We start from the raw sequence: 15,531 nt of genomic DNA, 5'->3' as shown, positions 1-15,531 counted from the left end.
ATAGCATGTTTGACTAAAATAATGATCAAACATGCTATTTTTTTATTCTGTCAGCCCCTGAGATATGATAACATCTTTAGCACGTCTTAGTCCATTTTGACTTGCCTTAAGAAGCCATTTTTTATAATCTAAATCAACATAACCTAATTTTTCTAACTCTTCCTTTTGCCTATAAATCAGCGAAGAAAGTTCATACTGACAAAAAGCATTGCCCTCCTTGGCTCCATTTAAGAAGTAAAAATAAGCACGTTTTAAATTAGATCGCTTTTTACAATATCTTCCTGCATAAAAACTACTCATAGAACTTCCAATATTGACAGATGATGTAATCTGTTCTTGCAATATTTGATGATTTTCAATAGGTACAATTCCTTCTGACTGTAAGATTGTCAACTGAAAAATATGTTCATCATTCATCATCTCAGTATGTTCTTTTTTAAAAGTTTCATACGCCAACGTAGAAAAATTCCTCACTTCTGATTGACTCAATTGTATTCCATGCCTGCAATGATTCATATAGGTCACCCAAAACGATGCCTCTACATTTCCATTACGGGCCATAGTATAAAACTCATTTGCAATTTTTTGAAGCTGAACAGAGTTCAAAAAGAGTTTTTTTGAAAATTCTAATGACAAACCTTTTAAATAAGCATAATACATATTGACCAAGATATCTATCCTTTCTTGTTCGTTTACTTTAGAAGTTGAACTCCTCGCTTTAAAAACAAAGTCGGTAATCCCTTTGGTTTCTCCATAATACCCAAAAATGGGGTTTGAAGCTAAAGTTTGCAGTTCTAATTGAATTTTCTGAGCGGTAACAATACTATCGTTTGCATTAATTTCCAGAGCTTTAATAAAATCAGCTGCAAAGGGGGAATGTTGTCCATAATCTCCATCAGGAACAGGGTTTAATCTCCCCGAACTCATTACAAACCTTCCTTTTTCTTTTAATTGGTTAGTCAAAAATACATTCGCATTCCAATGATAATTTCGCGAAGCCCCACTTCTATTCCGTTGAATCTGATCATTGAAAGCCCCTCCAAAACAAACATCAACTACTAACATCACTTGTCGAGAAGGAAGATTGTCCGTAATATTTTTGATGTACTGAAATGGCAAATAAGTCAAAAGATTGGGATCAAGTGCTTCATTTTTGGTTTCTTTCATCACCAAAAAGCCTTCCTTATAATGGATATTATCGTATGTTCCATGACCTGCGATGTACAGTAAAAACCGGTCATTAGGCTTAAGTAAAGTACGGTATTGTTTTATTGTAGAAAGTACTTGGTTCGCATCAGGATTCTTTAATATTTTGGTATTAAACGCATACTTATCTGCCAATAATCTACTGACCTCTTCTATATCGTTAATAGGATTATTCAAGGTATTAAAATAATCATAATCGTCCGTACCAATAAACAAAGCATATTTACGAGATGTAATCTCCCCCTGAAACTCATGTTCATATGCAGGGTTAATTACAACACTTCGAGTCGTTTGTCCATTAGAAAGCAGAAGGTTGAACAGCAAGAAATACAATAAAAATAATATCTTTCGAAAATGTAAAGTCATAGTATCTATCTTGTAAAGCTTATGTTAAGGGGTAAAAAGTATCTAAAGTCTAAATAATTACTATAATCGTGCTAATTTTTTCGATATTTGAAAAAATAAACTTCCATCAACTTTCAAATTAACAGTGCGAACATTCAATAAATATTATTTCTTTCTAGTATTTACTACTTTCATTTGGGGTATAAATTTCCACATCACCCAAGTAGCACTACGATACACTTCTGCAATGCTAACGGGAACTTACCGTTACACTTTAGGAGCAATACTGCTAGTACTCATCATGTATTTAAAAAAACCAACGAAGAAAGACATTAAAGATGCAATTCTGAAGTGGAAAAGTATTGTCTTTGTCGGAGTGGTAGGTGCTTTTGTATATAATATTCTTTTTTTAGAAGGAATGAAATATACTTCGGCTTTTAATGGCGTACTCATCATTGGTCTTACTCCTTTAAATACAGCTTTGATCTCCATACCCATGTTAGGGTTAAGATTGTCTATAAGACAGATTGTAGCTATGCTCTTCGGGTTCTTAGGTATTTTGTTTGTTTTATCGAAAGGAGATATTAGTGTTATCACCAATCTTTCCTTTTCAAAAGGAGACATCTATATACTTTGTGCTAATCTTAGCTTCTCCTTTGGTAATGTTTATATCAAAAAATATTTAGGCGGATTTGCTCCTCTTTGGCTCACAACATTGGTTACTGTAGTGGCATGTATCTGCTTTATTGGCTTTAGTGTATTCTTCGAAGATTTTATAATGCCTACAGATTATGAATATTTAGGAGCATTATTTTTCATGGGAGCACTATCTACAGCATTATGTGGTGCTTTTTGGTTTGTGTCCATTAAAGAAATAGGTGCTGAAACAAGTGCATTGTTTATGAATTTAGTTCCAGTATTTGGAGCTTCTGCTTCATTCATTCTAGGAGAAAAAATTGTAACTCCTCAATTATTTGGCGGTTTACTCGTCATCATTGGTTTATTAATCAATAGTGTGAAAATTAAATCTAAAAAAGCAGTTTTAGAACACTAAAAGAGTAACGGCCTATATATAGTATTTTACTAATATAATTCCTTATCATCTGTCCATTTTAAGTGATGGATAGGTGATAAGGAATTTGTATTTTAGAAAAGACTTCCTTGTCTACTAAGTCCTAAATAGAAAACTTTTTTGACAATGAGCTGTTTATTATTGAAAGAATTAAAATTAAGCAAAAAAATACCCATCAAAATTTGATGGGCATTTATAAAATATACTCTAAATTATAATTGATATAGTCTTTCGGCAATCTCTTTATTATGAGACAACCCCATTTTTTTTCTCAATCTAGACTTTGCTACATTGATGGCATTTGCCGTTGTATTTCTTAATTGTGCAATTTCTTTAGAAGACATTCCTAATTTCATGTATGCACATAATTCTCTATCATTCTTAGTTAAGACTGGGTATTGTTCTATCAGTCTTACTGAAAATTCCGCATTGACGTCTTTGATATTTCCCTGTAGCGTATGTAGCTTTTTATCGGTATCTAATTGCGACCTCAATTCGATAATTATTTTCTGAAGCTCTTTCTTTACTTCACTTTTACCTGTAAGGCCTTCCAGCTGTTGAAGTACCTTTTCTTTATTCTTCATTTGTACCAATACATTGGCATTGATACTTTCAATATCATTTTGCTTTAATGATAATTGATTTTCTAATTCTTGGTTTTGGATACTTAGCTCATTGTTACGAGCCTCCATTTCTTTCTCAGTACTTTTGAGAATTTGATTCTTTTCATTGAAGGCTTCATGTTCTACAGTTTTAGAGTGATTTTGATAAACTCTAATTGTCAAGAATATGATTCCTAAGACTACACCTATTGTGCCAATATGAAAAATAGTGGCCTGCCAGTTCTCAATATCAATATAAAATTTGACAGGAAAAAGAATTTTGATGACTACAACAGATAAAATCATAGAAGAAATAATAAAAATTGTTTTTCCAGTTAATTGTTGTTGCTTTTGAAAGACCATTAAGATCATCGCAGAAAGTAGAATAAAACTTTCTAAAACTGTACATGGCACAATCAACGTAAAAAAGATACCTATAAAGGTCATCAAAATCGCATTGAGCTGAATAGACATTTCATACCTTCTATGCTTGATAAGCTTTAAATCTAAAAATAAAGCAGCAATCATAATTGAAGGCATAAGAACAGTGGCGGTAGTATTACTAACCAAAAAAAGTAAAGAAGATAGAACTGTCGTCACGATCAAAGCTTTATGACCGATTAGACAAATCTTGTTTTTTAATACACAACTAGCCAGAGATGGTTCAGCAAAAAAATTGTTTTCATGTAAAGCGTACACATCCCTAACCAAAGGACTTTTTGTTTCGAGCGAATTCATTGTAATAGTAATTAGTTAATCATCATTTTACTAATAATATGATGCAAATCTACCACTCACTCGCTCTACTCCTTTTCAGTAGTGTTGTAAATAATTTAAACTATGTTGCAACAGTATAAATTATCACTTAAAAAAAAAGAGGACACCTAAAATGTGCCCTCACGATATATTTTTGGATGTTTTTATTTTTTATTGATAGAAATTATTGCAACCCTTACACCTACTAAAGCATTCTGAGAACTGATCATTTTATCTGTTCCAGCATAAAAAACATGCGTCCCGTCTGTCTGCGACATTGGCATCGCTTCGTTTTTTAGCTTCATTATCGATTTACCAGAATTATTGACAGTCACTACAGGTGTGAAATCTTCAATATCTTTAACCGACAGATGTATATGCTCTGTATTATTATGTTCAAACTGCTTTTCTAAAAACTCAGTGTACTCTATTTCTGATTTTTTTGGAACAACAAAAGAAACCGTTGGATCTTGATCTTCTCCATTTTCAAGAGTAGTGATGATATCTTTTGTGACATCAGTCAAATAATCTTTACTATCTATAGATTGAGCAACAGAAAATTGTGAAACAATAATAGACAAAGCCAATAAAAATATCTTTTTCATAAAAGTCCGGGTTTAAATGTTCCTTTAACACTATATATAAACGGATTTATTAGGAAAAAGATTCTTATTTAAATGAAAAAGTTTCTTTGAATTGAAGTATTAGGGAGCATTAACACTATTTCACTCCAATCACCTCAATATCAAAGAATAACGTTGAGTTTGCAGGGATAGGTCCAATTGCTCTAGAGCCATACCCAAGTTCTGCTGGAATCAACAACATTGCTCTTGATCCTACAGGTAAATTCATAACGCCTTCGTCCCAACCTTTGATTACTTCACCAACTCCTACATTGAATTCAAATGGTCTGTTTCTATCTCTTGAAGAATCGAACTTTTTACCATCTTCTAAAAGGCCTGTATAATGAACTATTACTTTCTGTCCTTTTTGTGGCTTTTCTCCATCACCCTTTGTGAGAACCTTTATTCCCAAACCAGAAGGTAAAAAGTCATAACCGATTTTAATTTTCTCATCATTCCAAACTTCTATGGCAGTCTGAATGAATAACAATTCAAGTGCAGAAATTTTTAATTTCTTATTGGTAACCATTTTTTTGTAAGAAAGAGGATCTGATGACTTGTCAAAATTAAAATCAATTCGAAGTTCTTTCTTTTTTCTATCCATATAAAAATAGGATTTCCCTTCTTTAAATTTTGCACATAATCCCTCAAAACGAGTATCAGTATAACAAAAATCAACTTCTTCTGATGCCGGATTACACTTATCGCATTGAGCATAAGCTGAAACTGAAAAAATGAACGAAAGAATTGTTGTTAGGAATAAAAAATTTTTCATGTCTAAATTAATGCGTAATTCAAATATTTTAAATCAAATATACAAGAGCTATCAAATATTAAAGAAAATTGTGTTCAAAATGTACAAAAATGAACAGTATCAAATTTTACAATTCATATATACTTGACGTGAAAAATAGTGTTTAACAACTGAATATCAACCACTTAACAACCACAAGCAGACAAATCGATAAAATTGGTCAAATTTTAGTTTTGATTGTTTATACTTATAAGTTGAAAACCATATCACTTAATCACTTTTTATGATTCACAATAATGTACATATAGGAAATAATGTCTTCAAAATCACAGGAGATGCTAAATCACTTTTGGATAGTTACAGAAGTGCCTTATATGAACATTTGAAAAATTTCAACAATTCTGAAATTATCATCAAAGAGATTGAGTACAAATTGGCTGAACTTCTACTACCCTATATAGAAAGTGAGTTTGACTTTCTTAAAGAAGATGATGTCAAACAAGCTATATTAATAATAGGTCTTCCTGATGGATACACTATTCCTGATCTTCAAAAAGAGTCAGAAACTCAATCACAATCAATTTATAATGAAACCGTTTCTACTTTATCTCAAAAGTTTAAAAACCTCTACAGAGATATAGATAGACAACAAATTGGAGGAGTTGCTGCCGGCATCGCGGATTCTTTAAAAATTGATCCTTTATGGATCAGACTTTTATTGATTTTACCTCTCTTTATCTTAGGGACAACTAAAGGGCCACTGTTGACAATTTCTATTGCATATCTTGTGGGTTGGTTATTACTTCCTGAAAAAAGAAATATTCAAAGAGACGAAAATGTGAGAATCTTCTTTAGAGATAAAGAGAAAAAAATCTTTGGTGGTGTTGCTGCAGGTTTAAGTAATTATCTTGGTATTGATATTAATTGGATCAGGTTAGGATTGATTTTCTGTACTTACTTTTTTAATGAGTTAATACTTATATATGCCATTATATGGACTGTTACACCTTATTCAAGAAGTTTAAAAGATAAATTCCAAAGTAAGGGTGTGCAATTTAACCTTACAGAAATCGAAGCATATCTAACTAAAACTTTCGAAAACACTAATTTCTCTGGCGAATACTTTAATAGCATCTATCAAAAGATTGAGAACACCAACTTTAAAGTAAATGCAAGTCCTTTACTTTATAAGCTTTTAAGAGGTTTCTGCTTCCTGGTTGGGGCTGTATTATTTATCACAACAATCACAATGGTTTTTACAGCTATTCCAATACTAGGTATTAGCTTAAAGATTATTCCTTTATACTCCATCTTTGATTATATCAGTGAAGACATTGCCAATGAGGTCTTATTTGAGTATGATCATAACTTACTCAATACCATCCAATACAGTATACCCAATACCACTGCGATCATCAGTGCCTTACAATTTACTGTATTCACGATCTTGTTATTTGTCATAAGCACCTCTTTGATTACCTTTAAAAAGAATGTCAATAACAGCTTCCTTTTTGGATTAATTACTTCAAACATTGTTTTCACCATCTTACTTTTAACGGCTTTGAACATGTCAGTACACAACTTTGACAATCAAGCTACTCATAAAGAAGAAGTGATGTTACCACTCAATGCTATGCCTTTAGAATTAAAAATGGAAAGGCTTGGTAACATACCGCTAAACGAGACTAAAGTATATATCAATGGTTATGACGGAGATAAATTAAAACTTGTATTCCTGCAAGAAGCATTGGGTAAGACAAGGGAAAGAGCTATTATCAATGCCAAAGCAATCGATTATACTTCAAAGGTCGAAGCCAACAGTATCACATTGGGCTCCCATTTCTCTTTTCCGAGAGGTGTAAAATACAGAATGCAATCCATGCAACTTTTTATCTATGTACCCCATGGTAAAGAATTTACAATTGATGATAAAATCAAAGAGAAGATTAAGGAACAAGATATCGAGTTTAAACACTATGAGAAAAATAGATTTTTAATCTTCGATACAGATGATATTTGCCACACGTTTGATAAAGAGGATATATATGACATCCAGAACAATATCAAATTTTCACGTCGTAAAAATAAACAACTGAAACATCTTGATGCTTCTTTATCTTCCAACAAGAAAAAGCTTCAAATAAAAATATCCCCTACTGACTCGCTTGAAATTTACGGTAACTTTAAAGTGGATATTGACTTTGACGAGGACATTGACTTCACAAACATCAATATTAATAGTGATCAATACTTAGTCAAAACGATTAATAAAACGCTCAAAATTTATCCTTTAGATGAACTTAACAATGACGATGAACATACTTTGAAGATATCCTCTCCAAAAGACATCGCATTTATTAAATTTAATGGCAAAGGTGATTTGGACTTGGCCAAATGTAATGTAGATACCGTTAAATTAGAACTTAATGGAAATATAGAGGCGAATGTTGATATTGAGAGTGAGTTCTTGTATACAACACTTATAGGATCGTCTAACCTTACTTTAAATGGCAAGAGCCAAAAAGCATTTATTTTTGCGAATGATGGGTCTCAAATTGAAGGAAAAGATTTTATTACGCAAGAAGTTAAAGCAAAAGCAAAAGGAGTTTCAAAAATAGAAATTACTGCTGAACAGAATGCTACTATTTTTCAAACTCCTTTAAGCAAAGTAACAATATTGGGAGACCCTGTTCACTTTGAAAAACACACACAACGTTAATATTGCTAAGAACGGTTTACAATCGCTTTTCTGTGTACTCTCCAAGCATTTAAACCTCTCACCTTTTTAGCTTCACCATAACTTGATAATGATATTTTAGGGCCACTTGTACCGTTATCAGACATGTATTCGTCAAACATCATTGCAAGGTTCATGTTTAGTGTTTTCTTTGCGTCTTCTTCATCAACAAACTCAAAATCTGCAGATGTTTCATCGATCACTTTTACTTTATAAACATGCTTGTAGGTTAGTTTCTTCGAAGATAGATTCGTCAAGAAACCATTACCGTCTGGCTCTGCGTAACATATTTCTATGTAATTGCTATTGGTGATTTCATCTTCCTCTGATGTAGTGATTACTGGTTGTTTTGAAACACTACTAGTTACCGATGAAGACTCCCCTTTCTTACCTTTGATTTCGTTTACTGTAATAAACAATTCATGTTGTTTCTCTTTTACCTCTGAAAACGAATTATTAATTTTATCAGTAAGTTTATCAATATATGATTTGTTGGTCGAAATCTCATCTCTCAACATAGTTTGCAACTCCTGCTGCCTTCTAGTCATTTCATCAGACACAGTGTTAACTTGCACTACCTCATTATCGAATTTAGAATTAAGTTGATCAATCTTTTCTGAAATATTTTCTTCAATTAGATTCATCTTATCTCTTAATTCCAGACGTTCACCTTTGATTTTTGTAAATCTAAGATCAATTTTCTTCAATTCATTCCCATGATCATCAGTCAGGAAGCTAATTTCTTTATTTAACTTCTCAAGTTGTTTTGAAAATGATTGAAGGGCATCGTCTTTAACATATTCATCCTTGATATCAATGATATTTCTTTCAACTTGATCCAGACGAGAGAAAAACTCACGAACGGACTCCTTATTAAAAGAAGATTCATTGACCTCAGAGATTTGATCAGAAACAGCTTTTAATTTTTCTTCAAGAGCATCCAAAACTTCTGTTAGTTCTTTCTTTCTTGACTTCTGTAAAATCTCAATTTGTTCCTCTAGTTTTTCTATTTTTTTCAGACTTGATTCTAAGATCATGATTTTCTCTTGATCTTCTTTCTCTTTAGAATCCAATCTTTTATTTTCAGTTTCAAGATCATTAATTCTTTGCTCAAGAATTTGAAATCTCTGTAAAAACTCAACTTGTAATAATTTGATAGGTTCATCCATAGAAGTCTTAGACTCCTGCTTTACATCCACTATCTCACTATTTTCATCCTTCTGATCTTCATGATCAGACTCTTGTAAATTCATCATCAAAGCAAAAATAAAGTTTGCTGTTTTAGTATCCGAGACAAATAATGTAACATCATTAACGGATTTTGCTTCCAAAATATTAGAATAATTATCTACAATTTCACTTTTGTAAGCAAATAATCTATCCATGTCCCATTTTGGAGTTCTATTCGACAAAGAATACAACTCAAGGCAAATATCATCAAAAATTATTTCATCAAGGTCATTATATTCAATAAAATCCTTCTTTGAATACAAGTTTACCCCTCTCCCTTTAAGTTTAAAACATTGTTTGCCATCTCCAATATCACCTTTTCCTTCTTTTAATAAAGAATAAAAACGATAAACTGAAAACTCAATAATTTGGAAAAAAATGTTTCTTTTATCAGGTTGAATCATCGATGATATAGTCATATTTTTTTTAGCAAACCTTGGATTATTATTGGCTGCAAATTTAATGTAATTCATTTAATAAAGAATAGATTAATAAATCGTTAACATGTATTCACATGAGACTTACTATCTAAATTGAAGCAGTTATAAACGATCTGATTATTTTGTGTCAATTTAGCTCTTACTTTACTTTATAAGAAAAAGACTAGTTTATATTCCTGTTTTAAAGCATTTAATTTATAGTATTTCTTGGATAGATTATAATGTAGGATAGGTTTTTGATTTAAAAGAAAGAACAACTTACATTTGTTTTCATTCGGAAAATGTAACTTTTCGTCACATTAGGTGCTTTATGAATTATACCTTATTTTTGACAAAAGGGCATGTTACAATATCATACATGTCAACTCTTAATTAATTGAACTTTTTTAAACTCTAAAAAAATGAACTTTAAAAGTCTATTTCAATACTTTATAACAAGCTTATTATTATTATCTCTTACTTCATGCGGGCCAGAAGCTCCAGAATTTGTCACATTAAAAAATATGGAGATGTTCTCTCTTGAAGATGGGAATTTTGTTGTTAAAGCTGAAGCAGTTCTTTATAATCCTAACAGTGTTTCTATCACTATAGATGAAATACATGTAGACGTGTTAGTGAATGGCAATAATATAGGTTCAGTGAACCAAAACCTTACTTCAGAGGCAAAAAAACAATCTGAGTTCTCTTTACCACTCGAAGTTCAGTTTCCTCCGAAAGCTTTATTTTCAAACTTATTAGGCGGCATTCTGAATATGGCAACAGGTGAAGACTTTGAGGTAAGGTATACTGGCTATGTTAAAACAAAGGCTCTTGGTGTATCATTTAAAGTTCCTTTTGACCAAAAAGAAACACTAGGATTGAATATTCTTGACTAGATAATATCATATAGAAAAGGTTGGTTCAATTTAAAATATGAACCAACCTTTTCTATTTTTGAAGTTTTAGATTTTCACAAATCAAAAGCATTAATTATCTATCAGAAGTTTTATTAGCTGAATTTTTCAAGATAGGTAATCTATCCATAATCCAATCTAAAGGAGGTACACCCCAATCAAACCTTTTCACAATATTTACCCGAAATTGCCCCATCCAGTAGAGCTCCGATGAATCATCCTCGATTGCGATATTATAAGATTCAATTACGGCAGAAACTCCTATAAAATATCTCCTATTATTATACCCCAATGCTGCTCTGGAATTTAATTTGAAACCAGTATTCCAAACATCTTCATTTATTCTTTCATTAGGTGTTTCATATGTGGTATTCCCATAGTTCAAACCATACCCTACCGCCAAAGCACCTGTAAAAAAGAATCGTTTATTCATGATCAGTGAAAAAGCATAACCGCCCATAACACCTCCACTTCCATAAAGACCTTTTACAATATTATTTTTCAATTGATACTTATCTCTTATATCATAAGGAATCAAAGAAGAATCTGCTTTAATTTGAACGAAATTAAGATAAGGACCATACAAAAGAGAACCCGCTGTTTTCTTTTGCACTTCTGTTTGAGCAAAGGCTGCTCGGAATGAGAATTTCTCATAATTTTGTACAAAAAGAGTCGACATCCCATACGTATTAACAGTCATATCCCCTCTTAACTCGGTCGGTTCTTTACTGTTAGGAGTACCTAAATTCTGAGAGTCAGTAACATAAAAACCATTGTAAAATTGTACTCCGACATCTATAGCCACCTTTCTACCATAAACATAAGTTCTCATATCTAGTTTATTGGTCTCTCCATATTTATCATTGTCGTCATTGATAAAAGGGAAGTTTAGACCAATATTGACTCCTAACCCTCTATAGGTAAAGCCAAAACCAAGGTTTAAGTTACCATTAGGGGAATACACTATCCTTTGAGAATTATTGTTATTACCTGTAACTACTAAACTGTTAAACTTGTAAACTGAGTACAGCCTTAAGTGTAAATCAGTATTGTAAGATTTATAATACGTAGTGTCATGATCCAAAACGGTTTGGATAGAGTCACTTTGTGCATAAATAGTATAATAACTATTACAAATTGCTAGTGATAAAGTTAATATGAGTACATAAGTTTTCAATAAATAGTACGTCTGTGAGTCTGAAAATGACGGGGATGAATTTAGTTATCAATCAAAGTCAAGACCTAATTTCTGCTGTAATGTTTTCAAAGCAGGGTATTTATCTTGCAAGAATTGTAATTTATCTTGAGGCGAATATAAGCGTTTTGGTTCTTTACTCTCCTCAATTTGAATCAATTTTGTTGAAATTTCTATCGTTTCATTCTTCAATTCAGTTCTAAGCTGCCTTAACAACTCAGGCCTTACGATATTCAAATGTTCACTTTGAATGGTATTTGTAATTTCAACAATAATATTTAGTTGACTATCGAGTGTAATTTCATTCTCATCTAAAAGAATGCTGGCAAATTTACTTTTACCATTTTCTCTATACTGATCAGCAAAAGACGTCCAAACCTTTTTAGCCTGCTCTAACGTAAAAGATTGTCCGATTATAGCCTTACCCTTTTTAGGCTTTGCATTCCCAAAACGAGAAGGTGCAGGTGGAGGTGTCGGTTGCTGAGGTGTATTTGGAATTGAACTTGCAGCTGTCTTCTTTTGCTCAGAAGCCTTAATACTCTTTGCTTTATTAGACAGACCTGATTTTAATTGCTCTAAATTACCAGATACTTTTGTGGTCGTTTGAATATGTATTTTATTCTCTTGCTCTGTTAATTCACTCACAAGAGATTTTTTCTCAATAGTCTTTTTTTCTTTATTTAATGCGTTTTGTTTGGCTTTCAGTTCAGCTAGTCTTTTTTTTTTATTTCAATCTGAGCTAAACGAATGGCTTTATTTACATGAGCCATTTTCATCAATGCCAATTCTACATGCAAGCGTTGGTTTTTACTTTCTTTGTATTTAGTATCACAATCACTTCCAATATTTAATGCTGTCATAATGAATGACATTGGAACCTCTTTCGCTTGCTGATCGTATCGTTGCTTTACAGAATCAGAAACATCTAGTAATTCTAGTGTCACTGCATCTTTACACACTAAAATATTTCTGAAGTGCTCTGCCAACCCATTAATAAAATTATGACCATCAAACCCTTTTCTTAAAATCTCATCAAAAATCATCAATGCTTGCGATGCATCTCCTCTATTTAAGAAATCAGTTAATTTAAAGTAATAATCATAATCCAGTATATGAAGGTTATCTACTGTAGTTTGATAATCAATCACATTATTATTGGAGAAAGTAACAATCATATCAAACATTGATAATGCATCTCTCATACCTCCATCCGCTTTTTGAGCGATAAGGTGTAGCGCATCATTGTCTGCTTTTATACCTTCATTACTAGCAATTTTAGAAAGCTGCCCCACAATTTCTTTCACCGTTATTCTATTGAAGTCAAAAATTTGACAACGTGATAAGATTGTAGGTAAAATCTTATGCTTCTCAGTTGTTGCTAAAATGAAAATAGCATAAGAAGGCGGTTCTTCTAATGTTTTAAGGAAGGCATTAAAGGCTGCCGTGGATAACATATGTACCTCATCAATGATATACACTTTTTTCTTCCCTGGCTGAGGAGCATATCTTACTTGTTCAATTAAGTTTCTAATATCTTCTACAGAGTTATTAGAAGCTGCATCAAGTTCAACAATATTTAATGAGGCATTATTATTAAAACTTGTACATGAAGCACACTCATTACAAGGATCTCCTTCTTTAGAGAGGTTATCACAATTGATTGTTTTGGCAAGGATTCTGGCATTGGTCGTTTTACCCACACCTCTTGGACCACAAAATAAAAACGCTTGTGCTAAGTGATTACTTAATACAGCATTCTTTAATGTGTTTGTGATATGTTCTTGACCAACAACAGTTTGGAATGTATTGGGACGGTACTTACGAGCCGAAACAACGAAATTATCCATAAAATCCTTTTCAGTTTCTAAAAATATTGAGTACAAAGTTAAAAAAAAGTGAGTCAGTTGAAATGTTTATCTCCTTTTTCTTTTCAAACGAAGTATAACAATTTGATGAATATTTAATAGAAGAATACTTGTATTGCCAATTCCATTGTACTATTTAAATATATTTTATAATGATATATTATTTAAGGAAAATAATTATTAAATTTGTATTGTAACAAAAAGATCTTTTCACTAAGACTTTTTACAACAAATGGAATCTGATATCGAATAGATATAATTTTTATAAACGACTAGTAACAAATTTCCAACTAATTATAAAGATATAAAATTAGAACTTTACTAATCAGACTTTTTGAAGATTAATAATCTAATTTAAAAAGACAAACTTTCAATTAATCAAAAGGCCACTAATTTAATAGTGGCCTTTATTTTTTGCCTTAACCATAAAAAAGAGCTGACTTCAAATAAAAAGTCAACTCTTTCTCCTTCTTTTCTACCTTCTCATTCAAGAAGAATAGTTTTATCTATTGTGCTAGTTTTGCTTTCACAAATAGCTCAACATCAGACCATAACTTTGATTGTCCGTCTGCTCCTTTGTGTAAGTCATAACACACTTTATTCAACGCATTGATTGCATCTAGGCCATTCCAAGTTGCAACATCAATTGAACCTTTCATCACAACAACGTTTTTATCCGCTTTCGCAACAAGCTCAACATCTTTCGTCATGTCGTTCATTGTGATGCTAACGGTTGCTTTACCATTGCTCACTGACTTTACTTCACCTTTAATTGTTTCATTATTTACTAAAGTACCGAAGAAATATTGAACGATTTTACCGTTTCTTCCTTTATCATTCGTCTCAATAGAGCTTACAGGAATTGAAAAAGTTAAACCTGGTAAAATATCAATAGCATTACTAACTTCTGCTGTTTTAGGCGTTACATCAAACTCTAAGAACTTTCCTCCAACACCTACTTTATCAGTAGTTTTAAATGCAGTAAACGAAACAACAGTTCCATTAGGGTCATAAGAGTATTTTGCTTCTGACTTCACCTCTTCATTTGAAGTTGAAGATGATGATGACTCACTTGATTGATTAGGTGCTGAGCAACTTACTGCTGCAATTAATAAAGCTCCGATAAGATAATTAACTAACTTACTCATTTGTTTTATAGATTATTTAGTTGTTTTACAAACTGTTTAAAGTGGTTGTTTTAATTTGCGACTATAGCGTTGTAAAGCTATTTCAACTTCAAAGTTGTCTTTTTCTTTATATATTTTCAAGATTTTTGCCTCCACTAATGATTGACTTTTCAATCTTGATTTAACTTCTACTGAAATATCCATATCAAGAAAACCGATTTGTTCATCATTCAACCTTACTACTTTTATAGCAGAACTATCAAAACGGTTCAACTCATCTGGAAGTAACATCAATAATTCTCCCTCTTTGGTTTTTTTGATTATTTCTTGTCTGTTAACACCCGTGTCTTCATTGTCGTATTTTGTACCTGCTACTTTAGTGATTTGAGGCTCTAACTTTTTGAGATTAGAAACATCATTGAATCGCTTAAGATAAAGTTGGTATTTCTTCTTTGCTTCTTCCTCTTGTTTTTTAAGAGCTTGCTTTTTTGACTTATTCTTTAACCTCAGAAAGAAAATAAAAATGATAATTACGGCAATTAATATTGACCAATTGGTTAGCGACATAAATTTACTAGTTTAAATTTGTTCGAAAATAATAGATTATTAAATGTCAAAAAATAGGAAAATATAAATATTGAATAATTCTTTAAAAAATTAAATTAATTGGATGTTTATCGGTCAAA

The 15,531-nt window shown here is 31.7% G+C and carries 13 protein-coding genes; 3 read left to right on the top strand and 10 right to left on the bottom strand.

The annotated features are described in order from the left end of the window. Positions 1–42 precede the first annotated feature (42 nt). Positions 43–1,572, bottom strand: a complete 1,530-nt coding sequence (locus IC221_RS07800; protein ID WP_188168419.1) for a caspase family protein — start codon at positions 1,570–1,572, stop codon at positions 43–45. Positions 1,573–1,696: 124 nt separating this feature from the next. On the opposite strand from IC221_RS07800, the gene IC221_RS29885 reads away from it, so the two are divergent. Continuing rightward, positions 1,697–2,605 carry a DMT family transporter gene (locus IC221_RS29885; protein ID WP_188168418.1) on the top strand — a complete coding sequence of 303 codons (909 nt, stop codon included), beginning with the start codon at positions 1,697–1,699 and terminating at the stop codon, positions 2,603–2,605. A gap of 230 nt (positions 2,606–2,835) precedes the next feature. Here the strand turns inward: IC221_RS29885 and IC221_RS07790 are convergent, their stop codons facing one another. The 3 genes from IC221_RS07790 to IC221_RS07780 form a co-directional block, all read right to left on the bottom strand. Then, positions 2,836–3,963, bottom strand: coding sequence for a hypothetical protein (locus IC221_RS07790; RefSeq protein ID WP_188168417.1), 1,128 nt, complete (start codon positions 3,961–3,963; stop codon positions 2,836–2,838). 182 nt (positions 3,964–4,145) lie between these two features. Next, complete coding sequence (locus tag IC221_RS07785) at positions 4,146–4,586, bottom strand: hypothetical protein (protein ID WP_044200773.1); 441 nt, start codon at positions 4,584–4,586, stop codon at positions 4,146–4,148. A gap of 115 nt (positions 4,587–4,701) precedes the next feature. Further along, positions 4,702–5,379, bottom strand: coding sequence for an FKBP-type peptidyl-prolyl cis-trans isomerase (locus tag IC221_RS07780; protein WP_223241326.1), 678 nt, complete (start codon positions 5,377–5,379; stop codon positions 4,702–4,704). Positions 5,380–5,641: 262 nt separating this feature from the next. Here IC221_RS07780 and IC221_RS07775 point away from each other — a divergent pair, with 262 nt between their 5' ends. Beyond that, positions 5,642–8,077, top strand: coding sequence for a PspC domain-containing protein (locus tag IC221_RS07775; RefSeq protein ID WP_188168416.1), 2,436 nt, complete (start codon positions 5,642–5,644; stop codon positions 8,075–8,077). A gap of 5 nt (positions 8,078–8,082) precedes the next feature. Here IC221_RS07775 and IC221_RS07770 read toward each other — a convergent pair whose 3' ends face one another. Next, complete coding sequence (locus IC221_RS07770) at positions 8,083–9,798, bottom strand: hypothetical protein (RefSeq protein ID WP_188168415.1); 1,716 nt, start codon at positions 9,796–9,798, stop codon at positions 8,083–8,085. A gap of 368 nt (positions 9,799–10,166) precedes the next feature. Between IC221_RS07770 and IC221_RS07765 the strand changes: the two genes are divergently transcribed. Further along, positions 10,167–10,640, top strand: a complete 474-nt coding sequence (locus IC221_RS07765) for an LEA type 2 family protein (RefSeq protein WP_188168414.1) — start codon at positions 10,167–10,169, stop codon at positions 10,638–10,640. A gap of 94 nt (positions 10,641–10,734) precedes the next feature. Here the strand turns inward: IC221_RS07765 and IC221_RS07760 are convergent, their stop codons facing one another. The 5 genes from IC221_RS07760 to IC221_RS07740 form a co-directional block, all read right to left on the bottom strand. Beyond that, complete coding sequence (locus IC221_RS07760) at positions 10,735–11,835, bottom strand: DUF4421 domain-containing protein (RefSeq protein ID WP_188168413.1); 1,101 nt, start codon at positions 11,833–11,835, stop codon at positions 10,735–10,737. A 48-nt stretch (positions 11,836–11,883) separates the two neighbouring features. Then, on the bottom strand, positions 11,884–12,498 hold the full coding sequence (locus IC221_RS07755; RefSeq protein WP_188168412.1) for a hypothetical protein: 615 nt from the start codon (positions 12,496–12,498) through the stop codon (positions 11,884–11,886). A gap of 65 nt (positions 12,499–12,563) precedes the next feature. Next, complete coding sequence (locus tag IC221_RS07750) at positions 12,564–13,700, bottom strand: DNA polymerase III subunit gamma/tau (protein WP_188168411.1); 1,137 nt, start codon at positions 13,698–13,700, stop codon at positions 12,564–12,566. A 524-nt stretch (positions 13,701–14,224) separates the two neighbouring features. Next, the gene (locus IC221_RS07745) at positions 14,225–14,866 is read right to left on the bottom strand and encodes a YceI family protein (RefSeq protein ID WP_188168410.1); all 642 of its coding nucleotides are present in this window, start codon (positions 14,864–14,866) and stop codon (positions 14,225–14,227) included. Between the two features lie 36 nt (positions 14,867–14,902). Next, the gene (locus tag IC221_RS07740; protein ID WP_188168409.1) at positions 14,903–15,412 is read right to left on the bottom strand and encodes an HIRAN domain-containing protein; all 510 of its coding nucleotides are present in this window, start codon (positions 15,410–15,412) and stop codon (positions 14,903–14,905) included. Between the last annotated feature and the right edge of the window lie 119 nt (positions 15,413–15,531).

The sequence above is a fragment of the Flammeovirga sp. EKP202 genome (assembly GCF_014534745.1).
In the GTDB taxonomy this organism is placed as follows: Bacteria; Bacteroidota; Bacteroidia; order Cytophagales; family Flammeovirgaceae; genus Flammeovirga.
This window is presented reverse-complemented; position numbering and strand designations above follow the sequence as displayed.